Raw genomic sequence first — 20,599 nt, 5'->3', positions numbered from 1 at the left:
ACAGTGAAACGACTTTGCGCCGATGATAGTGCGGGTTCCCGTGTGAAAGTAGGTCATCGTCAGGCTCTTACAGCCCAGAAAACCCCAGTCAGCAATGACTGGGGTTTCTTGCTTTGAGGGATGGCGAAAAGCACGTTGTGGGTAGTGCGTCTTCCGTGACACCACTGGCGTTTATCGAAGCTAAGTCCGGCAGGCGCGGGCGGTACACCCCGAGGATCGAGGGAAGGGCCTGCACGAAAGCCCGGTGGCTCAACCGCCTTGCCGCTGTCCGTCCACGAACACCAGCAGTTCTTCCTTGCCGAAGGCCGTCCACTCCTCATTCGTGGTGAGGGGGGCCGTCACGATCACGGCCACGCGGTCCGTGGCCGTGGTCCGGGTGGCGAAGTCGATGCGCACGTCCTCGTCCGACAACTGTGCCTCGCTGAACGGGTGTTTGCGCTCGATGTAGTACAGCCCTGTGGATGCATGGGCCCACAGCGCCTGGCCGTTGGAGAGCAGGAAATTGAAGGTGCCATGCGGCGCGATGCGCGCGGCCAGCTCTTTCAAGGTGATGGTCAGTTCGGCAATGCTGGGCACGCTGGCATGGGACTTGGCCAGCTCCTGCATGATCCAGCAGAAGGCGTGCTCGCTGTCGGTATCCCCCACCGGATGGAAATGCGCATGCAGGCGGGGGCGGAAGTCCTTCAAGTCACCGTTGTGGGCGAACACCCAGTACCGGCCCCACAGCTCGCGCACGAAGGGGTGGCAGTTCTGCAGGCTCACCACACCCTGGGTGGCCTTGCGGATGTGCGCGATCACGTTGCGGCTCTGGATGGGGTAGCGACGGATCAACTCCGCCACGGGCGAATTCACGGCGGGCAGATGGTCCACGAAGTGCCGCAGTCCCCGGTCTTCGAAAAAGGCGATGCCCCAGCCGTCGGCATGGTCGGCTGTGTTGCCGCCGCGCTGCGCGAAACCGGTGAAGCTGAAGGTCACGTCGGTCGGCGTGTTGCAGTTCATACCGAGCAGTTGGCACATGGTCGAGCAAAGTCCGGATCAATCGGCCATCAGGCCGGGGGTGAAGGGGGGGAGGTATCGGCCGGCGCCGCAGGCGCTTCGCGCAGCTGCCATGCGGCAACCAGGGCCAGCAGGCACAGCACGGTCAGCATCAGAAAGGTCTCGCCAAAGGCGTCGATGCGGGCCGTGTTGCTCGCGCCCGCGGTCAGCGATGCACCATGCGCCCCCAGGCGCCACTCCAGCACGATACCGCACAGGCTCACGCCGGCGGCTCCGCCGAGCATGCGCAGGAAGCCGATGGCGCTCGATCCCTGCGAGATCAGCGACTTGTCCAGCGGCCGCATGGCCCCCAGGTTGAGCGACGGCAGGATGAAGCCGAGTCCGATGCGGCCCAGGATCGCAAAAGCCACCAGCATCCACAGCGCGGAGCCCAGGCCCACCAGCACCATGAGTCCGAACGACAGGGCCAGCAGGGCCAGGCCGATGCTCACCAGCAGGTGCGTGGGCTGCCTGTCGGCCAGCCGTCCCACCAGGGCGATGGTGATGGCCAGCACGAAGCCCGCGGGCAGCATGATGGTGCCCACGTGCGAGGCCGAGAGCGACAACCCCAGTTGCATGAACACCGGCAACAGGTAGGTGGAGCCGAACAGCGCCGTGCCATAGATGAACGCCACGATGCTGCCCATGGCGAACTGCCGGTACTGGAACAACCGCAAATCCATCAGCGGCTTGCGCCCCTGCCGCAGCTGCCGGCGTTGCCAGCCGATGAAGAGGCCCGTGGCGACCACGGCACCGGCCAGCAACAGGATGGCCTCCGATGCGGTGCCCCCATGCAGTGCCACCAGCCCATTGAGCAGGCACAGCGTCCCGGCCGTGCCCAGCGCCAGGCCGCGCCAGTCGAGCGCCTCGCCCTGGCGGTTGGCGGCCACGCCGCCCGGCGCGGTGACGGGCACGAATTTGTAGGCGAGCCAGAGGGAGGCCAGGCACAGCGGCACGACCATGAAGAAAATGGAGCGCCAGCCGAACCAGTCGACCAGCAGGCCGCCGATGCTCGGTCCGATGGCGGGCGCCAGCACCACGCCCATGCCGAAGATGCCGCTGGCGCGGCCTTGCTCGTGGGGCTGGAAGGCGTAGAGGATGATGACGGCGGGAATGGGCTGCACGACCCCGGCCGCCAGCCCCTCGGCCACCCGGGCGGCCAGCACCAGGCCGAAATCACGGGCCAGCCCGCCGCCGATGCCGCCGGCCAGCAGCAGGAGCATGGCGCCCACATAGGTGGCGCGGTAGCCATAGCGGGACAGGAGCCACGGCGTGGTCAGCATCGAGACCGTGGTGGCCACCATGAAGCCCGAGGTGACCCATTGGGCGCGCTCCTGGCCCAGGGTGAAGTAGTGGCTCATGTCGGGGATGGCCACGTTCACGATGGTCGACGACATGATCGACGCCATCGTGCCGACCATGACGGACAGCAGCAGCAGCCAGCGGTAGCGCTCGCCATGGCGTTCGCGCAGGGCGGCGAGGGAACCAGAAGAAGGCTGTGTTGTCATGGATCGGTGGGCTGGCGTTCAGTTGCGAAGAAGCACGGACTCTTCAATGGGCTGGCGCAGCCCCAGGCCAGCGCAGTCAGGGACGGGCCGCCCCGCACCGAGGACCGGGCCCTCCCTTTTTCGGATTGCTGCAAAGCAATTCGAGAGCAGGGGGAAGGCGCCCAGTGCCTCAGTCAGCTCCTCTCCGACCAGAGCTTGCCGCCCGTGGCCCAGTTCTCCCGCTTGACGTCGGTGATCAGGATGTCCACCGACTCGGGCGAACCGCCGAGCACCTCGACGGAGACGCGGGTGATCTCTTCCACCAGCTTGCGCTTTTGCTCGACCGTGCGGCCTTCCATCATTTCGACGTGGTACGTGGGCATATCAGCCTCCTTGGAGATAGTTGCAGAAAACAAAAGCGGAAATCATATCGGCGCCGGCGCGTCCGCAGGGGCGCCGGGCCGGGGCGCCGCTGGAGCGCCCCGCGCGCCGCACGCAGGACAGATACACACCTGGCCCCGTGCTGGGGCCGGCAGCGCCGCCAGCGCTTCCGGGTTGATCACCCGCGCCATGCACCAGCAGCTCTCGGCGGGCTGGCCCGCCGCGATGGCGCACTGGTTCGGCTGGCCGCACAGGGGGCAGCTGGAGGAGGGGGAGGAAGACGGCGCAGCGGATGGCGGGGCACTGGAGGGCGGCATGATGGCGGGCGGCACGCGCCCGCTGTGGATGGGAGGCGGCTGCGGGCCCAGTGTAAGGCGCCTGCGGCGTCCCGTCTTCCGCGCAGCGGGAAAGCCTGGGCGCCGGTGCCATGCGCGGCGGGCGGTCCGTGCCGCGCACCACTGGCACGTGGCCCGCCGCAGCCAGGGCAATCCATAAAAAAACAGCTGCCAGCGCTTGATGGGCAGGCGCTGGCAGCTATCAATAGGTGAGCGTGGCGCGCTTTGCGCGCGGCGCTCCCGGAATCAGGTGGCCTGTGCGGCCTTGAGCTTCAGGCGCCAGGCATGCAGCAGGGGTTCGGTGTAGCCGCTGGGCTGCTCCTGGCCCTTGAAGACCAGGTCGCAGGCGGCCTGGTAGGCCATGCTGGTGGCGAAGTGGCCCGCCATCGGCTGGTACAGCGGGTCGCCCGCGTTCTGGCCGTCCACCACCGCGGCCATGCGCTCGAAGGTCTCGCGCACCTGCGCTTCGGTCACCACGCCGTGCAGCAGCCAGTTGGCCATGTGCTGGCTGCTGATGCGCAGCGTGGCACGGTCTTCCATCAGGCCCACGTTGTGGATGTCGGGCACCTTGGAGCAGCCCACGCCCTGGTCCACCCAGCGCACCACATAGCCCAGGATGCCCTGGGCGTTGTTGTCCAGCTCCTGCTGCTTCTCGGCGTCGCTCCAGTTGGGGGCGGCTGCCACGGGCACGGTGAGCAGGCCGGTCAGCAGGTTGTCGCGCTCGGCGTTCACGTCGGTCTTCTCCAGGCCGATCTGGATCTCGGCCACGTTGACCTGGTGGTAGTGCAGCGCGTGCAGCGTCGCGCCGGTAGGGCTGGGTACCCAGGCGGTGTTGGCGCCGGCCTTGGGGTGGGCGATCTTTTGCTTGAGCATCTCGGCCATCAGGTCGGGCATGGCCCACATGCCCTTGCCGATCTGTGCCTTGCCGCGCAGGCCGCAGGAGAGGCCCACCAGCACGTTGTTCTTCTCGTACGACTGGATCCAGGCGCTGGTCTTCATGTCGCCCTTGCGCACCATGGGGCCGGCGTGCATGGCGGTGTGCATCTCGTCGCCGGTGCGGTCCAGGAAGCCGGTGTTGATGAACGCCACGCGGCTCGATGCAGCGGCAATGCAGGCCTTGAGGTTGACGGAGGTGCGGCGCTCTTCGTCCATGATGCCCAGCTTCACGGTGTTGGCGGGCAGGCCCAGCAGTTGCTCCACGCGGCCGAACAGGTCGCTGGCAAAGCCCACCTCGGCCGGGCCGTGCATCTTGGGCTTGACGATGTAGACGCTGCCCTTGCGGGAGTTGCGGATACCGTTCGCGCCGTGGCCTTGCAGGTCGTGCAATGCGATGGCCGTTGTGACCACTGCATCCATGATGCCTTCTGGGATCTCGCGCTGCGCGCCCTGCGCGTCGGTCCAGAGAATGGCCGGGTTGGTCATCAGGTGGCCCACGTTGCGCAGGAACATGAGCGAGCGGCCGTGCAGGCGCACCTCGCCACCTTGCGGGCCCGTATAGATGCGGTCAGGGTTCAGCCCGCGCGTGATGGTCTTGCCGCCCTTGGCGACCTGCTCGGTCAGCGTGGCCTGGATGATGCCCAGCCAGTTGCTGTAGCCCAGCACCTTGTCCTCAGCGTCCACAGCGGCCACGGAGTCTTCCAGGTCCAGGATGGTGGAGAGCGCGGCTTCCAGCACCAGGTCGCTCACGCCCGCCGCATCGGACTGGCCGATGGGCGTGGAACGGTCGATCTGGATGTCCAGGTGCAGGCCGTTGTGCTGCAGCAGCACCGACGAAGGCGCCGCGGCGTTGCCCTGGTAGCCCTTGAACTGCGAGGGATCCTTCAGGCCCGTGGTGCTCCCGTTGGCGAACGAGACGACCAGCTGGCCGCCTTCCACCTTGTAGCCCGTCGAATCCTTGTGCGAACCCGCAGCCAGCGGCGCGGTGTCGTCCAGCACCTGGCGCGCGAACGCGATCACCTTGGCGCCGCGCACGGGGTTGTAGCCCTTGCCCTTTTCGGCGCCGCCTTCTTCGCTGATGGCGTCCGTGCCGTACAGCGCGTCATACAGGCTGCCCCAGCGCGCGTTGGCGGCGTTGAGCGCGTAGCGGGCGTTCAGGATGGGCACCACCAGCTGCGGGCCGGCCTGCGTGGCCAGCTCGTCGTCCACATTGGCGGTGGTGGCCTTCACATCGGCGGGCTGGGGCACCAGGTAGCCGATCTTTTCCAGGAAACCACGGTAGGCCACCATGTCCTTGATGGGACCGGGGTTGGCCTTGTGCCAGGTGTCCAGCTCGGTCTGCAGGCGGTCGCGCTCGGCCAGCAGGGCGATGTTGCGCGGGGCCAGGTCGGCCACGATAGCGTCAAAGCCCTTCCAGAAGGCGGCGGCATCGACACCCGTGCCGGGCAGCACCTTGTCTTCGACAAAGCGGTACAGGGAGGTGGCCACTTGCAGGCCGTGGACTTTGGTGCGATCGGTCATGGGGTGCCTAGAAAGTTGTGCAAACGTGGATCAATGAAAAAGAAAACGGGACCTGCATGAGCAGGCCATGGGCAGACTGTATTGCAAATATTTGCCCACATAAATACGCTGAAAATCTCTAAACCAGTGACTTTTACGCACAACTGGTGGCCGTCCGTAGTCGCCCGGAATGGTGCTTTGGCCGGTTACCCACTACGCTGCGCACACAACAAACCCACCGGGAGACAAACCCATGCAGGCACCCATGGCCGCTGGCGCGCTGAACGCAGCCTACAAGAACAAGATCGTCAGCGCCGCCGACGCGGTGTTGCTCATCCACGATGGCGACACCGTGGCCACGGGCGGCTTCGTCGGCATCGGCTTTGCCGAGAGCATCGCCGTGGCGCTCGCCCAGCGCTGGGAGGCCACACAGACCCCGCGCGACCTCACCCTGGTCTACGCCGCAGGCCAGGGCGATGGCAAGCAGCGCGGCCTCAACCACCTGGGCCACGCGGGCCTGCTCAGGCGCGTGATCGGCGGGCACTGGAGCCTGGTGCCGCGCATCCAGAAGCTCGCGGTGGACAACCAGATCGAGGCCTGGAACCTGCCGCAGGGCGTGATCACGCACCTGTTCCGCGACATCGCCGCGGGCAAGCCCGGCACGCTCACGCGCGTGGGCCTCGACACCTTCGTGGACCCGCGCCATGGCGGCGGCAAGCTCAATGCGCGCACCACCGAAGACCTGGTGCGCATCCTGCCCATCGACGGGCAGGACTACCTGTTCTACAAGGCCTTCCCGATCCACGTCGGCATCATCCGCGCGACGACGGCCGACGCGGATGGCAACCTCACCATGGAGCGCGAGGCGCTCACGCTCGAAGCGCTGGCCATCGCCATGGCCGCGCGCAACTCGGGCGGCGTGGTCATTGCGCAGGTCGAGCGCATCGCCGAGCGCGGCACGCTCAACCCCCGGCAGGTGAAGGTGCCCGGCGTGCTGGTGGACGCCGTGGTGCTGGCCACCGAGCCCGCGCACCACCACCAGACCTTTGCCGAGCCCTACAGCGCCGCGTTCGCGGGCGAATTGCGCGTGCCCGTGGACACGCTGGAGGCGATGCCCCTGACCGAGCGCAAGATCATCGCCCGCCGCGCGGCGCTGGAGCTGCGCCCGCACCAGGTGGTGAACCTGGGGATCGGCATGCCCGAGGGCGTGGCCAACGTGGCGGCCGAGGAGCGCATCATCGACCTGGTCACGCTCACGGCCGAGCCCGGCGTGATCGGCGGCATCCCCGCCGGGGGCCTGAACTTCGGCGCGGCCGTGAACCCGCAGGCCATCATCGACCAGCCCAACCAGTTCGACTTCTACGACGGCGGCGGCCTGGACATCGCCATCCTGGGCCTGGCGCAGGCCGACCAGCACGGCAACCTCAACGTGAGCAAGTTCGGGCCGCGCCTGGCGGGTGCGGGCGGCTTCATCAACATCAGCCAGAACGCCAAGACCGTGGTGTTCGTCGGCACGTTCACGGCGGGGGCGCTGCAGGTGGAGGCGGTCGACGGCCACCTGCACATCCTGCACGAAGGCGGCGCGCGCAAGCTGGTGCGCGAGGTCGAGCACCGCACCTTCAGCGGCGCCGAGGCGCTGCGGCGCGGCCAGCGCGTGCTGTACGTCACCGAGCGCTGCGTGTTCCGCCTGGTGCCCTCGGGCGAGGAGGGCGGCGGCGGCGCGCTGGAGCTGATCGAGCTGGCGCCCGGCATCGACCTGCACCGCGACGTGCTGGCCCACATGGCCTTCACGCCGCGCATCAGCCCGGGCCTGCAGGTCATGGACATGCGCCTGTTCGAGCCCGGCCCGCTGGGCCTGCGCGAGCAGCTGCTCAACCGCCCGCTGGTGCAGCGCTTCGAGCTCGACGCCGCGCGCAGGCTGCTGCACATCGACTTCTCGGGCCTGCAGATCAACACGGCCACCACCATCGACGCCATCGAGCACGAGGTGCGTCGCCTGCTGGCACCGCTTGCCGCCCAGGGCGAGCGCGTGGAGGTCATCGTGAACTACGACCACTTCACCATCGCGCCCGACCTGGCCGATGCCTACACCGCCATGGTGCAGGGGCTCACGCGCGACCACTACGCGGACGTCAAGCGGTATGGCACGGTGGGTTTCCTCAAGTCGCGCCTGTTCTGAATGCTATAAAAACAATAGCTATTGGCGCAATGCCCCCGGGCGCTGGACGCTGTTTTTGCTTCAAGGCCGGGGGCGTAAGGCCCGTGCGGCGCCGGGCTTGCACGCCCTCGGATGTCTCCATAATCACTGCCCATGGACAAACTCAAGGCCTTCGAATCCTTTGTGTCGGTGGCCACGCGCGGCAGCCTCACGGCCGCCGCCAAGGCCGAGGGCGTGGCGCCCGCCATCATGGGGCGGCGGCTCGACGCGCTGGAAGAGCACCTGGGCGTGAAGCTCTTGGTGCGCACCACGCGGCGCATCAGCCTCACGCACGAGGGCAGCGCGTTCCTGGAAGACTGCCAGCGCCTGCTGTCCGACGTGGCCAATGCCGAGGCCAGCGTGTCGGAAGGCGGGGTCAAGGCCACGGGCCATTTGCGCATCACCGCGCCCGCCGGTTTTGGCCGCCGCCATGTGGCGCCGCTGGTGCCGCGTTTTCGCTCGGCGCACCCGGACGTGACCATCTCGCTGAACCTCAGCGACCGCGTGGTGGACCTCGCGGGGGAAGGCTTCGACTGCGCCGTGCGCGTGGGCGACCTGCCCGACTCGTCGCTGGTGAGCGTTCGCATCGCCGACAACCGCCGCCTGTGCGTGGCCACGCCCGAATACCTGGCCCGGCGCGGCACGCCGCGCGCGCCGGCCGAACTCGTGCAGCACGACTGCCTCACGCTGTCCAGCGACGCATCGCAGACGCGCGGCTGGGCGTTCCGGGTGCCCCTTGCGGATGGCGCCACGGAGGTCATGCATCTGAAGCCCGGCGGGCCGCTCGACTGCTCCGACGGCCAGGTGCTGCACGACTGGTGCCTGGGCGGCTGGGGCATTGCCTGGCGCAGCACCTGGGAGGTCGAGGCCGAGATCGCCGCTGGTCGCCTGGTCGCGGTGCTGGAGGACTTCGCCGCGCCGCCCAACGGCATCTATGTGGTGTTCCCCCAGCGCAAGCACCTGCCGCTGCGCGTGCGGCTGTGGATCGACTTCCTGAAACACCAGTACGCGCAGCCCGCGTTCTGGAAAGGCGAATGACTTCCCTGGGCCGCTGCGCGCCTTCCTCCGACGCGAAGCGGGATGCCTCCGGGGGCCAAGCCGGTTCCACGGTAGCGCTGGCCTTGGCGCGCCCCATGCGTTGGCCCGCTCCGTGCGACGGGTGGTGCTGATGGACCGCCCCGTGGCAGACTGCGCACTCCATGGCCGAGCCCACGCTTCTCGTCGCTGACGACCACCCGCTGTTCCGCGCCGCCGTGCTGCACGTGCTGCATGAGCGTCTGCCGCAGTTCCGCACGCTGGAGGCGGCCAGCGCCGCCACGCTGGGCACGGCGCTGCAGGAGCACCCCGAGGTGGAGCTGGTGCTGCTGGACCTGAGCATGCCCGGCGCGCGCGGCTTCTCCTCGCTGCTGCACGTGCGCGGCGAGTACCCCGAGCTGCCGGTGGTCATCATCTCGTCCAACGACCACCCGCGCGTGATCCGCCGCGCGCAGCAGTTCGGCGCGGCCGGTTTCATCCCCAAGTCCGCGCCGGCCGAGGCCATGGGCGAGGCCATCGAGGCCGTGCTCGACGGCGGCAGCTGGTTCCCGCCCATGGCGGCCGAGCGCTCCGAGGCCGACGCCGAGCTGGCCGCGCGGCTCGCGCAGCTCACGCCCCAGCAGTTCCGCGTGCTGCTGTGCCTGGCCGACGGCCTGCTCAACAAGCAGATCGCCGCCGCGCTGGGCCTGGCGGAGAACACCGTGAAGGTGCATGTCACGGCCATCCTGAAAAAGCTCGCGTGCTACAGCCGCACGCAGGCGGCGGTGCTGGTGAAAAGCCTGGAGACGGAAGACGGCGTGTCTTCCTGAGGTCGGGATCTGAATCAAAACGGCCGCTGTCGCCTATTCATCAAGCGCTGGCAGCTACTAAAAGCGTAGCGACGAGCGCAGCCTCCCCAACCGGGCGCAGCACCATGTGCGAGACGCCGTGCGAGGGCCGCCAGCACACGGTGCCTGCACTGGCGCCGTCCCCCTTCCCGTAGCGCGCAGCGCGCAGAGAGAAAGAAGGAGGAAGCCACGCAGCGGCTCAGGGGGATGCTCCCTGTCTCAGCAGCGTCTGGCTCACCAGCGCCCGCAGCGCCGGCGCCCGCACCGGCTTGGCCAGAAAGCCCCAGCCGCGTTCGGCCGCCTGCCGGCGCAGCGTGGCGTCGTGCTCGGCGGTGACCAGGATCACCGCGGGGGCCTGGCCCCAGCGTTCGCACAGCTGGGCGTAGACATCGGGGCCATGGTGGCGGGCGCCCAGGTGCACGTCCAGCAGCACCAGCTGCGGCGCCTGGCCGCGTTCGGCCTGGGCCAGCGCCTCGGGCGCGCCGCCGGCCAGCGGCACCTGGCAGCCCCAGCGCTCCAGCAGGGCACGTGTCGCGGCGCAGGTGGGGCCGTCGTCCTCGATCACCCAGGCGCTGCTGCCCTGCAGCGGGGCGTCTTCCTGCGGCTGCCGTGGAGCGGCCGTGGCGGCGGCGGCTGGCTGTTGCCGCGCGGCGGCGGGGTCGCCCAGCGGCACGCGCACCCAGAACACACTGCCGCGCCCCAGCTGCGAGCGCAGCCCGATCTCGTGCCCCAGCAGGCGGCCCAGGCGCTCGACGATGGCCAGGCCCAGGCCCGCGCCCCGGTCGTCGGCGCGGCCTTCGTCCAGGCGGCGGAACTCCTCGAAGATCTCGCGCTGCAGCGCCTCGGGGATGCCCGGGCCCTGGTCGTGCACCTCGATGCGCAGGTGGTCCCCGGCCCTGCGGCAGCCCACCACGATGCGCCCCTGCCGGCTGTAGCGGATGGCGTTGGAGACGAAGTTCTGCAGGATGCGGCGCAGCAGGTTCTCGTCGGTGCGCACCACGGCGCGCGTGGGCACGCAGCGGAGCTTCAGGCCCTGGCCCTCGGCCAGCACGCCGAAGTTGTGGGCCAGCACCTGCAGCAGCGGGCCCAGGGCCACGTCGTGGATGTGCACGTCCAGTTGCCCCGACTCCATGCGCGAGATATCGAGCAGGCTGCTCAGGATCGCGTCCTGCGAAGCGAGCGCGCCGTCGATGCTGTCCACCGTGCGCCGCTCGGCGTCGTCCTGCAGGTGGCTGCGCAGCAGCGAGGTGAACATGCGCGCGGCGTTCAGCGGCTGCAGCAGGTCGTGCACGGCGGCCGCGACGAAGCGGGTCTTGTAGCGGTTGGCGCGCTCGGCCTCGCGCCGCGCGGCGTCCAGGTCGCGCGTGCGGTCGGCCACGCGCTGCTCCAGCGCATCGGCCAGGCTGCGCAGTTCGCGTGCGGCGTTCTTGTAGCTGGTGATGTCGGCATAGCTGGTCACGAAGCCGCCTTCGGGCAGCGGGTTGCCGCGGATCTCGAGCACCGTGCCATCGCCCTTGGCGCTCTCGTGCAGATGGGGCAGGCCGCTGCGCAGGTGCGACAGGCGCCGCTCGATCGCCTCGTCGGCCGGGCCGGGGCCCAGCAAGCCGCGGCGCGCGTTGTGGCGCAGCAGGTCCGCGATGGGCTGGCCCACGCGCATCAGGTCGGCGGGGTAGCGAAACAGCTGCACGTAGCGCGAGTTCCAGGCCACGAGGTTCAGGTCGGCATCGATGATGACCACGCCCTGGGGCAGGTGCTCCAGGCTGCGCGAGAGGCCCGTGTCGGTCTGCTGGGCGGCCTGCTGCGCCGCCTGCACGATGCCGTCCTGGGCGGTGCGCAGCTCCTGCGCGTGCTGCTGCAGCACGGTCTCCAGCTCCTGGCGGCTGCGCTGGCGCAGGTTCGCCAGGCGCTGCCGCTGGCGCACGAACAGCACCAGCAGGGCCAGTGCCAGCCACCCGCCGCCGCCGGCCGCCGCGGCCCAGCGGCTGTCGGCGATGCTGCTGTGCGTGTCGTGCACCAGGTGCAGCTGCCAGGGCGTGCCGGGCAGCGGCTGGGTCTGCCACAGCACGCGGCCGGGCAGGGGCGGCAGGTCGGGCGACAACAGGCGCACCAGGCGGCCGCCGTTGTCCATGTGGTCGTCCACGCGCCAGGCCAGCGGGCGCAGCGGCTGGTTCGAATACTGGCGCGTGGCGTTGAGCTCGCGGCGCTCCTCGTCGCCCAGGGGCTCCAGCAGGCGGTAGCGCCACGCGTCCTGGCTGGCCAGGAACACCACGCCGTGCGCGTCGGAGGCCAGCACGATGTCCGGCGTCTGCAGCCACTCGCGCTCGAGCTCCTGCAGCGCGATCTTGATCGCCACCAGACCCAGCGTGTGGCCGCTGGCGTCGCGGATGGCCTGCGACAGGAAGTAGCCCGGCTCGCCCGTGGTCACGCCGATGCCGTAGAAGCTGCCGCGCCCCTGCGCCAGCGCCTCCTGCACATACGGGCGAAAGCTGTAGTCCACCCCCACGTTGCTGGTGGTGGTGCGCCAGTTGCTGGCCGCCACGGCCAGCCCTTCGCGGTTGAGCAGGGTGAGCGTGGACGACTGGCTCGCGCCGTTGGCCTGCTCCAGCTTGAGGTTGAGCTGCTCCACCTCCGCCGGGCTCAGGGCGCGGGTCAGCGCATCCTGCAGCTGCGCGTCCAGCGCCAGCACCTCGGGCAGGGTGCGGTAGCGGTCGATGCGCTGGGCCAGCGTCTGGCCGTACAGGGTCAGCTGCTGCTGCACGCTGTCGCTCTCCTCGTGCAGCGAACGCTGCCACGCCCACTGCCCGGCCACGAACATGCTGCCCGCCATGCCGGTGAGGAGGATCAGCAGGGTCCAGAATTTGCGAAGGCGCGGCGTCGTCATGGGGCAGAAATCAGGGGGCCGGGAGCGTGCCCCGGGCTGTGATGGTGAGGGCAGCGAGTGTGCCTCACCTCGCTGGCGCCTAGGGGTTTTCCCTATATTGGGGCACGGGGCGCCCTCTGGCGGTGCCACCGACTAATACCAATAGGTTATCGGCTGAATCCGGGGGCGGCTGTACAAACGGCACCCTCGACGCACCCCGCTGGTGCAGTCACCGTGATTTCAGGAGACATCCCCATGCACGCCATTACCGCCCCCACCGCCCATCCCGTGCGGCTTCCCTTTTACCGGCAACTGTACTTCCAGGTGGTGGTCGCCATCGTCCTCGGGGTGCTGCTGGGCCACTTCGAGCCGGCCTACGGCGAGGCGCTCAAGCCGCTGGGCGACGCGTTCATCAAGCTGGTGAAGATGATCATCGCCCCGGTGATCTTCCTGACCATCGTGACCGGCATCGCGGGCATGTCGCAGCTCTCCACCGTGGGCCGGGTGTTCGGCAAGGCCATGGCGTACTTCCTGTTCTTCTCCACGCTGGCGCTGGTCGTCGGCCTGGTGGTGGCCAACGTGGTGCAGCCCGGCGCGGGCATGAACATCAACCCCGCCGACCTGGACCAGACGGCCGTGAAGACCTACGTGGCCAAGTCGCACGAGATGTCGCTCACCGGCTTCGCGATGGACATCATCCCCAAGACGCTGGTCAGCCCCTTCGTGGGCGACAACATCCTGCAGGTGCTGCTGGTGGCCGTGCTGTTCGGCATCGCGCTGGCCATGGTGGGCGAGGCCGGCCGCCCGGTGCAGAATTTTCTGGAAGCGCTGACCACGCCCGTGTTCAAGGTGGTGGGCATCGTGATGAAGGCCGCGCCCATCGGCGCGTTCGGCGCCATGGCCTTCACCATCGGCAAGTTCGGCCTGGGTTCGCTCGTCAACCTGGCCTGGCTGGTGGGCTCGTTCTACATCACCTCGCTGCTGTTCGTGGTGGTCATCCTGGGCTTCGTGGCCCGGCTGTGCGGCTTCTCGGTGCTCAAGCTGTGCCGCTACCTGAAGGCCGAGCTGATGCTGGTGCTGGGCACCTCGTCGTCCGAATCGGCCCTGCCGTCGCTGATGGAGAAGATGGAAAAGGCCGGCTGCAGCAAGTCGGTGGTGGGCCTCGTGGTGCCCACGGGCTACTCGTTCAACCTGGACGGCACCAACATCTACATGACGCTGGCCGCGCTGTTCATCGCCCAGGCCACCAACACCGAACTCTCGCTGGGCCACCAGGTGGCGCTGCTGCTGGTGGCCATGCTGTCGTCCAAGGGCGCGGCGGGCGTGACCGGCGCGGGCTTCATCACCCTGGCCGCCACCCTGGCCGTGGTGCCCGAGGTGCCGGTGGCCGGCATGGCGCTGATCCTGGGCGTGGACCGCTTCATGAGCGAGTGCCGCTCGCTGACCAACTTCATCGGCAACGCGGTCGCCACCGTGGTCGTCTCGCGCTGGGAAAACGCGCTGGACCACGAACGCCTGGACGCCGCGCTGAACGGCCATCCGCTGCCCGCCCCCGGGGTGGTGCCCGCCGCCGAGGTGCCCCTGGGCGCGGTGGCCCGCTCCGCGGCCTGATACGTCGCCACTCGCCGCCGCAGCGGCGCAGGCCCCGGGGCTTGTGCCGCTTTTTTTTGCTATTGATGTAATAGCTACTTGCGCTTGCTGGACAAGCGCTGGCCCCCGTCTGTGTTCAGGCGAATGCCTTGCGCCGCTGCGCCACCATGCCTGCCGAGCCCGCCAGCAGCGTGAGCAGCAGCAAGCCCCATCCGCCCAGTGCCGGGATGCCATGGGCGCTGGGGGGGGCGGCGGCCAGGGGCATCGCCGGGTCCAGGATCTCGCCGTTCTGCAGGCCATCGTCATCGCCCACGCCGCCGTCGGTCACGTCAAAGCCCACGGTGTTGCCGTTGATGAGCAGGTTGCCGGGCGTGATGAAGTTGCCATGGCTGTGCTTGATGAAGTCGTCCACCGCCTGCGGCCAGATGGTGGTGACGCGCACCGTCGCGCCCGGGGTGCAGCCCACCAGCTTGAAGCGGAATGCGCCTTGCGGCGCGGTGCGGCCTGGCGGCGTTGCGGCCGCCGCGATGAACCCGGTGGCCGCCGGGTCGAAGCGGCAGCCCGCCCCCCCGCCGGTGAAGCTGGCGCTGGCCGCGCCCCCCGCGCCGCCGGCCGGCACGGTGGTGCCGGTGGCGGTGGTGATGGCCGCGTACTGCGCCTGCACGCTGCGCGGGGCCTGCACGTTGGCGAGGGTGCAGGTGCGGCTGGGCAGGTCCACGCCGTCGCAGCCGGTAAAGCCGGTGAAGGTGAAGCCCGCGTGGGGCGCGCTGGCGGTGCAGGTGGCGCCGCCGCCGTGGTTCACGCTCGCCGGGCAGGTGACGATGCCGCCGCCGGCGGGCGATGCGCTGGCGCTGAGGGCATGGGTGTTGATGGCGAAGCTCGCCGTCACGCTGCGCGCCTGGTCCAGGGTGACGGTGCAGGTGGTGGCGCTGCCGGCGCAGTCGCCGCCCCACACCACGTGCCAGTCGGTGGCGGGCGTGGCCGTGAGGGTCACCACGCCGCCCGCGAGGTAGCTGGCCTCGCAGGTGCCGCTGCTCGCAATGCAGTTGGTGATCTGGCCTGCCGTGGGGGCGGGCGGGGCCGTGGCGCCCACGCTGCCGCCCGTGGACAGCACGGCCAGTTGCAGCAGCTTGTCGTCGCGCAGGTCGGCGTCGGCGCGGTCAGGGCCTGCGTTCCGGCCCCGCATCCCGGCGCCGGCCGCGTTGCCGCTGACGCTGTGTTCGCAGCCGGGCGCCAGGGTCAGCTGGCCATCGTTCCACAGCCCGCCCACGGCCTGGCCGCCAGCGAAGCTGGCAGGGTGACCACTACCGCCACCGCCCGCGGCCAGGTTGGCGCTGATGGCGCAGCCCGCGCCCTGCACCGTGAGTTGCGCGCCCGGCGCGTTGTAGATGCCGCCGGCCGCCGCGCCGCCGGCGCTATTTCCGCCGCCGCTAATCCATCCCCCGCCCCCGCCGCCGCCCACCCAGACGCCGCCGAGCGCGGCATACCCCCCGCCGCCGCCCGTGTCACCAGCATTTCCTGGAAAGCCCGTGCTGCCGGTGCCGCCGTTTCCTGCAAGGGTTGCGCCTGCGCCGCCGCTGCTGCCGTTGCTGCCGTTCCCGGCGTCGGTGTTTCCACCGCCGCCGCCATAGCCGCCACCTCCCGCGCCGTACCATCCGCCACCGCCACCGCCGCCCGCCCAGCCACCGCCGCCGGCACCGCCACCACCGGCGCCACCGCCCCCCGCGCCCCCGCCATGGCTGCCGCTGCCGCCATTGCTGAAACCCTCCCCACCCGTTGGCGCATCGATGGCGCCGCTACCGCCTCCATTGAGGCTGCTGCCATTGCCTCCGCTGCCGCCCGCGCCCTTGATCTCGCCCGGCTGGCCGATGTTCAGCCCCACGCCGCTGCCCCCGCCGCCGCCGCCCATGCCGCTCTGCCCGCCGCCCGTGGCGTAGTTGCCCTGCACCTGCACGCCGTCGAGCGTGAGCGTGCCATCGTTGCGGATGCCCGCGCCCCAGGACGAGCCCGACTGCGCCGTGCCGCCCACGTCGATCCCCTTGCCTGCCAGCAGCCCGCGCGTGATGACCAGCCCGCGCAGGGTGGCGGTGGCGCCCGCGTTGACCCACAGCACGCGGCCCCGAAGCTGCCCGTCCAGCGTGACGCCGGGGCCGTCGATGGTGACGCTCTTGCCGATGACGAGCTGGCCCTGCAGCGCCACGCGGGACACGCCGCCCGCGAAGGCGATGGTGTCGCCGCTGGCGTTGGCATCGGCGAGCGCCTGGCGCAGGCTGCCCGGGCCGCTGTCGTTGCCGTTGGTCACGGTGAGGCTGGCCGCCTGGGCGGCGCCAGCGGCCACCAGCGCGGCGGCGCAGGCCAGCCCGCGCAGGGGATGGGGGCACGGGGTGTGGAACATGGCTTGTTTGCTTTTGTTTTGATAGCTGTTTGCGCTTGCTGAGCGGGCGTTGAAGGGTGTTTTGGCCTTAAACGCCGCCTCGCCGCCGGTGCAAGCCCAGCGCGGCCACCAGCGCAGACAGCAGCGCCAGCGCCCAGGGCGCATCCACGGGGATGGCCGCGGGCGGCGCAAGGGGGTTGACGAAGCGGCCCGCGGCTGCGGGGCAGCTCGTGTCGCTCTCCGGCCAGTACTGGTTGCCCGTGCCGGTGAAGGGGATGGCGCTATAGCAGTTGTCGCCGGGCGTGTTGTCGGTGATCTGGTTGTGGTTCAGCGTGAACGTGTGCCCGGCCGGAGCACTGAACCGGACGCCCGCGCCCCTGTTCGCGCCGCCTGCGGCAGGACTGGCGTTGTTGGCAATGATGCTGCCGGTGACCAGCGTGTTCACGCCGCTGTAGAGGGCGCCGCCCTGCTGGCCGGCGACGTTGCCCGTGAAGCGGCTGTTCGCCACCGTCAGCGAGCCGCTGCCCGTGCTGTAGACGGCGCCGCCCAGGCTGGCGGTGTTGGCGGTGAACTGGCTGTCCGTGATGGTCACCGTGCTGTCGCGGCTGAAGAGGCCGCCGCCGTTGGCCAGGGCCGTGTTGCCGGTGATGACGCTGTGGTCGATGTTCAGGGTGACGCCGTCCGCGTAGATGCCGCCGCCATCCGTCGGGCCGCCGCCGGCGGTATTGCCGCCGGCCAGCGTCAGCCCGCGCAGCGTGAGCGTGGTGCCCGCCAGCGTGGCGGTGACCAGGGGTGTGGCGCCGCCGCCGTCCAGGGTCACGCGCCCGCCGCCGTCGATGGTGGTGTTCGAGGCCTGGTAGATGTCCAGCGCGCTGCCCAGCGTGATGGTGCTGCCTGCGGGAAAGGCGGCGGGGTCGAACGCGATGGTGTCGGCGCCGCTGCCCAGCGCGCAGTCGGCGTCCCAGACGGTATCCGTCACCGCGCTGCCGAGGGCCTCGGTCAGGCTGCACAGGCCGTCGCCCCCCATGACGGTCGTGGTGTTGACGGTGATGGTGGCCGCGGGGGCCAGGCTGGCGGCCAGCAGGCAGGCGGCGGCGAGGGCGATTCGTTTGGGCATAAAAAAGGCTTCCAGCGCCCACACAGAAAGCGCAGGCAGCTATGAAATTGAAAGCATTGGCGTGAAGTCACAGATGGTAGGGATTGGCCATGCGCCTGTCTGTCCTCAGAACTGATGACATGGCGCTGCTGCCCGGCGCTTGCCCATAATCCAGCCCATGGCCCCCGACACCGCCCCGCCCCTGCCCGCCCCCTGGCCCGCGCGCCTGCCGGCTCCTTTGCGGGTGGGCGTGGTCGAGGACGACCCGGCCTGCCGCGACACCTTCATCGCCATGATCGGCGCGCAGCCCGACCTGGCGCTGGCCATGGCGGCGGCCAGCCGGGCCGAGGCGCTGGCGCTGCTGCCCCAGTCGCCCATGGATGTGCTGCTGGTGGACCTGGGCCTGCCCGACGGCTCGGGCCTGGACGTGATCCGCGCCGCGCGCGCGCAGTGGCCCGGCTGCAGCGTGCTGGTGAGCACCATCTTTGGCGATGAAACGCACGTGCTGCGCTCCATCGAGGCCGGGGCCATGGGCTACCTGCTCAAGGACGTGAGCGCCGCCGAGCTGGCCGAGGAAATCCGCAGCATCCACGCGGGCGGCAGCCCCATCAGCCCCATGGTGGCGCGCAAGATCCTGGCGCGCGCCGCCGCCAGCCTGCCGCCCGCCACCGAGCCGCCCGCCGCGCTGCTGTCCGCGCGCGAGCAGGAGGTGCTGCGCTGCGTGAGCAAGGGCTTCACCACCGAGGAGACGGCCCGCACCATGGGCGTCTCCCGCACCACGGTGCTCACCTTCGTGCGGCGCATCTACGCCAAGCTGCAGGTCAACACGCGCGCCGAGGCCATCCATGCCGCCCACAGGCAAGGCCTTCTGGCGAACGGGTAGGTGGTGCGCCGCGCTGCTGTTGGCCGCCTGGCTCGCGGCCTGCGGCGGCGGCAGCGCTACCGATAACCCCACGCACCTGCGGCAGGCCGCCTTCCGCATGGAGCCCGGCGCGGGCTGGGAACCTCCGCCCGCGCCGCCCTTCGCAGGGGAGGAGGAGAAAGGCGCGTGGGCCAGCGTGCCGCTGCCCCACGCGCGGGAGCGCAGCCTGGCCGAGGGCGGTGCCTCGCTGCGGGCCCCGCCCGACGTGGCCTGGTACCGGCTCGACCTGCCCCCGCCCGGTACACCCGGTGCCCCCAGCGCATCGGGCGCGCCGGGCCAGGACTTGTTTCTGTACCTGCCGCGCTGGCAGACCATCGGCATCGTCGCCATCTATGTCGATGGCCGCATGGCCTACCGCACGCGCGGCAGCCGCGTGTGGAACAGCTTCAACCGGCCCCTGTGGGTGGCGCTGGGCAACCACGCCGCCGGTGGCGAGCCGCCCCGCACCGTGTGGCTGCGCATGGCCAGCCAGCGCGGCGTGGGCGGGGCCGTCTCCAGCGCCTGGGTGGGCACCGAGCAGAACCTGCTGTGGCGCTACAGCGTGCGCCGCTTCGTGCAGAACGACTTCATCAGCCTGACCGGCGCCGCCTTTCTGGCCATTGGCCTGTTCGCGCTGGCCGTGGGCTGCGTGCGCCGCCGCGAGCCCATCTACCTGCTGTTCTTCGCCATCTCCGTCACCACCTTGCTGCGCAGCCTGCACTACGTGGTGGACGACCGGCCCCTGCCCGTGCCCGACGACTGGTTCGGCTGGATGACCGTCAATTCGCTGGGCTGGGCCATGGTGTGCACCTTCGCCTTCGCCTTCCGCGTGCACGGGCGGCGCATGCCCGCGCTGGCGCTGGGCATCGCGGGGCTGGTGTCGCTGGGCACCGTGCTCACCCTGCCGCTGCCGCCGCTGCTGCCGTACCTCGATGCCATGCTGCCGCTGGTCTATCTCGTCATCACCTTGCTGACGGCGGTGGTGGCCGCGTCGGGCCTGTGGGCCTCGTGGCGCGCGCGGTCGCGCGAGGGGCTGGTGCTGTTCGCCTGGTTCTCGCTGAACGTGCCCGCGGGCGCGCACGACCTGCTGATGGTCAACTACCGCATCGACATGGAGCATGTCTATCTGGCGCCCTACAACGCCATCGGCCTGTTCGCCATCTTCCTGGCCATCGTCTGGCGGCGCTACGTGGGCGCCATCCACGCGGTCGAGGTGGCCAACGCCGGGCTGGAGAGCCAGCTCGCCGCCCGCGAGCGCGAACTGACCGCCAGCCACGAGCAACTGCGCGCGCTGGAGCGCCAGCAGACCCTGGCCACCGAGCGCCAGCGCATGATGCAGGACATGCACGACGGCATCGGCTCGTCGCTGATGAGCGCGCTGCGCATGGTCGAGCGCGGCCAGGCCAGCACGGCCGACACGGCCCAGGTGCTCAAGGACTGCATCGACGACCTCAAGCTCGCCATCGACTCGCTGGACCCCGCCGATGCCGACCTGCTGGCGCTGCTGGCGGCCGTGCGCTTTCGCCTGGCGCCCCGGCTCAAGGCCGCGGGCATCACCCTTGCCTGGAACGTGCAGGACCTGCCCCCGCTGCCCTGGCTCGACCCGCAGTCCGCGCTGCACGTGCTGCGCATCCTGCAAGAAGTGCTGGCCAACATCCTCAAGCACACCCAGGCCACCCTGATCGACGTGGCCACCGCGCCGCAGGCGCAAGCCGGGCAGGGCGGCGCGGGCGTGGTGGTGCGCATCCGCGACAACGCAGGCGCCTTCGTGCTGTCCGAAGGCCCGCCCGCCGCCCTGGCCGGCCAGGGCCTGCTCAACGTGCGCCACCGCGCCCAGGCCCTGGGCGGGCGCTGCCAGTGGGCGGCATGGGAGGGCGGGGGCGAATTCACCCTGTGGCTGCCGCTGGCGCGCGGTGATTGAAGAACTACTCTTTTGATAGCTGCGGGCGCTTGCCTGCTAAGCGCTGGAGGCCTGTTGGGCATCAAACCCCGGCAAGGCCTTGTCCTCAGTTCTGAGGACATACAGGCGTGTTGCAATTTCTTAA

General features: G+C 70.0%; 14 protein-coding genes. 6 read left to right on the top strand and 8 right to left on the bottom strand.

What is annotated here, in order from left to right; all coding sequences use genetic code 11:
- Positions 1 to 249: 249 nt before the first annotated feature.
- The 5 genes from AC07PV_RS19110 to AC07PV_RS19090 all read right to left on the bottom strand — a co-directional run bounded on the left by AC07PV_RS19110 (position 250) and on the right by AC07PV_RS19090 (position 5,695).
- Positions 250 to 1,017 (bottom strand): class II glutamine amidotransferase, encoded by a 768-nt coding sequence (locus AC07PV_RS19110; RefSeq protein WP_218296735.1) that lies wholly within the window; start codon positions 1,015 to 1,017, stop codon positions 250 to 252.
- 29 nt (positions 1,018 to 1,046) lie between these two features.
- Entirely contained in the window at positions 1,047 to 2,543 is a 1,497-nt protein-coding gene (locus AC07PV_RS19105; protein ID WP_492254111.1) for a DHA2 family efflux MFS transporter permease subunit, read from the bottom strand.
- A 173-nt stretch (positions 2,544 to 2,716) separates the two neighbouring features.
- The gene (locus AC07PV_RS19100; protein ID WP_370627859.1) at positions 2,717 to 2,923 is read right to left on the bottom strand and encodes a 4-oxalocrotonate tautomerase; all 207 of its coding nucleotides are present in this window, start codon (positions 2,921 to 2,923) and stop codon (positions 2,717 to 2,719) included.
- A gap of 24 nt (positions 2,924 to 2,947) precedes the next feature.
- A complete protein-coding gene (locus tag AC07PV_RS19095) occupies positions 2,948 to 3,220 on the bottom strand; it encodes a cysteine-rich CWC family protein (protein ID WP_492254110.1) in 273 nt (90 codons plus the stop codon).
- A gap of 264 nt (positions 3,221 to 3,484) precedes the next feature.
- Positions 3,485 to 5,695, bottom strand: coding sequence for a malate synthase G (locus AC07PV_RS19090; protein WP_218296739.1), 2,211 nt, complete (start codon positions 5,693 to 5,695; stop codon positions 3,485 to 3,487).
- Positions 5,696 to 5,927: 232 nt separating this feature from the next.
- On the opposite strand from AC07PV_RS19090, the gene AC07PV_RS19085 reads away from it, so the two are divergent.
- From AC07PV_RS19085 to AC07PV_RS19075, 3 genes are all read left to right on the top strand, one after another.
- Positions 5,928 to 7,853 carry an acyl CoA:acetate/3-ketoacid CoA transferase gene (locus AC07PV_RS19085; RefSeq protein WP_494631051.1) on the top strand — a complete coding sequence of 642 codons (1,926 nt, stop codon included), beginning with the start codon at positions 5,928 to 5,930 and terminating at the stop codon, positions 7,851 to 7,853.
- Positions 7,854 to 7,985: 132 nt separating this feature from the next.
- Complete coding sequence (locus tag AC07PV_RS19080; RefSeq protein WP_218296741.1) at positions 7,986 to 8,909, top strand: LysR family transcriptional regulator; 924 nt, start codon at positions 7,986 to 7,988, stop codon at positions 8,907 to 8,909.
- A 161-nt stretch (positions 8,910 to 9,070) separates the two neighbouring features.
- Complete coding sequence (locus AC07PV_RS19075) at positions 9,071 to 9,715, top strand: LuxR C-terminal-related transcriptional regulator (RefSeq protein WP_218296742.1); 645 nt, start codon at positions 9,071 to 9,073, stop codon at positions 9,713 to 9,715.
- Between the two features lie 217 nt (positions 9,716 to 9,932).
- Here the strand turns inward: AC07PV_RS19075 and AC07PV_RS19070 are convergent, their stop codons facing one another.
- Complete coding sequence (locus AC07PV_RS19070) at positions 9,933 to 12,614, bottom strand: hybrid sensor histidine kinase/response regulator (protein ID WP_492245009.1); 2,682 nt, start codon at positions 12,612 to 12,614, stop codon at positions 9,933 to 9,935.
- Positions 12,615 to 12,848: 234 nt separating this feature from the next.
- Between AC07PV_RS19070 and AC07PV_RS19065 the strand changes: the two genes are divergently transcribed.
- The gene (locus tag AC07PV_RS19065; protein WP_218296744.1) at positions 12,849 to 14,204 is read left to right on the top strand and encodes a dicarboxylate/amino acid:cation symporter; all 1,356 of its coding nucleotides are present in this window, start codon (positions 12,849 to 12,851) and stop codon (positions 14,202 to 14,204) included.
- A gap of 115 nt (positions 14,205 to 14,319) precedes the next feature.
- Here the strand turns inward: AC07PV_RS19065 and AC07PV_RS19060 are convergent, their stop codons facing one another.
- Positions 14,320 to 16,578: an IPTL-CTERM sorting domain-containing protein gene (locus tag AC07PV_RS19060; protein ID WP_304505118.1), complete on the bottom strand. Its 2,259-nt coding sequence runs from the start codon at positions 16,576 to 16,578 to the stop codon at positions 14,320 to 14,322.
- Positions 16,579 to 16,645: 67 nt separating this feature from the next.
- Positions 16,646 to 17,674 (bottom strand): right-handed parallel beta-helix repeat-containing protein, encoded by a 1,029-nt coding sequence (locus tag AC07PV_RS19055; protein WP_218296745.1) that lies wholly within the window; start codon positions 17,672 to 17,674, stop codon positions 16,646 to 16,648.
- Positions 17,675 to 17,831: 157 nt separating this feature from the next.
- On the opposite strand from AC07PV_RS19055, the gene AC07PV_RS19050 reads away from it, so the two are divergent.
- Together AC07PV_RS19050 and AC07PV_RS19045 are read left to right on the top strand one after the other, a co-directional pair.
- Positions 17,832 to 18,536 carry a response regulator transcription factor gene (locus AC07PV_RS19050; protein ID WP_218296746.1) on the top strand — a complete coding sequence of 235 codons (705 nt, stop codon included), beginning with the start codon at positions 17,832 to 17,834 and terminating at the stop codon, positions 18,534 to 18,536.
- Positions 18,499 to 20,475 (top strand): sensor histidine kinase, encoded by a 1,977-nt coding sequence (locus AC07PV_RS19045; RefSeq protein WP_218296747.1) that lies wholly within the window; start codon positions 18,499 to 18,501, stop codon positions 20,473 to 20,475. The genes AC07PV_RS19050 and AC07PV_RS19045 overlap by 38 nt, the downstream gene beginning before the upstream one ends.
- Positions 20,476 to 20,599: the final 124 nt, after the last annotated feature.

The sequence above is a fragment of the Acidovorax sp. GW821-FHT09A11 genome, assembly GCF_059418365.1.
Note: the sequence above shows the minus strand (reverse complement) of the source record. Positions and strands in the feature narration are given on the sequence as shown.

Excerpts from the sequence above, each read along its gene's own strand:
- AC07PV_RS19110 (WP_218296735.1), bottom strand. The coding sequence starts at position 1,017 with ATGTGCCAACTGCTCGGTATGAACTGCAACACGCCGACCGACGTGACC.
- AC07PV_RS19070 (WP_492245009.1), bottom strand. The coding sequence starts at position 12,614 with ATGACGACGCCGCGCCTTCGCAAATTCTGGACCCTGCTGATCCTCCTC.
- AC07PV_RS19085 (WP_494631051.1), top strand. The coding sequence starts at position 5,928 with ATGCAGGCACCCATGGCCGCTGGCGCGCTGAACGCAGCCTACAAGAAC.
- AC07PV_RS19080 (WP_218296741.1), top strand. The coding sequence starts at position 7,986 with ATGGACAAACTCAAGGCCTTCGAATCCTTTGTGTCGGTGGCCACGCGC.
- AC07PV_RS19065 (WP_218296744.1), top strand. The coding sequence starts at position 12,849 with ATGCACGCCATTACCGCCCCCACCGCCCATCCCGTGCGGCTTCCCTTT.
- AC07PV_RS19095 (WP_492254110.1), bottom strand. The coding sequence starts at position 3,220 with ATGCCGCCCTCCAGTGCCCCGCCATCCGCTGCGCCGTCTTCCTCCCCC.
- AC07PV_RS19075 (WP_218296742.1), top strand. The coding sequence starts at position 9,071 with ATGGCCGAGCCCACGCTTCTCGTCGCTGACGACCACCCGCTGTTCCGC.
- AC07PV_RS19045 (WP_218296747.1), top strand. The coding sequence starts at position 18,499 with ATGCCGCCCACAGGCAAGGCCTTCTGGCGAACGGGTAGGTGGTGCGCC.
- AC07PV_RS19060 (WP_304505118.1), bottom strand. The coding sequence starts at position 16,578 with ATGTTCCACACCCCGTGCCCCCATCCCCTGCGCGGGCTGGCCTGCGCC.
- AC07PV_RS19090 (WP_218296739.1), bottom strand. The coding sequence starts at position 5,695 with ATGACCGATCGCACCAAAGTCCACGGCCTGCAAGTGGCCACCTCCCTG.
- AC07PV_RS19105 (WP_492254111.1), bottom strand. The coding sequence starts at position 2,543 with ATGACAACACAGCCTTCTTCTGGTTCCCTCGCCGCCCTGCGCGAACGC.
- AC07PV_RS19055 (WP_218296745.1), bottom strand. The coding sequence starts at position 17,674 with ATGCCCAAACGAATCGCCCTCGCCGCCGCCTGCCTGCTGGCCGCCAGC.
- AC07PV_RS19050 (WP_218296746.1), top strand. The coding sequence starts at position 17,832 with ATGGCCCCCGACACCGCCCCGCCCCTGCCCGCCCCCTGGCCCGCGCGC.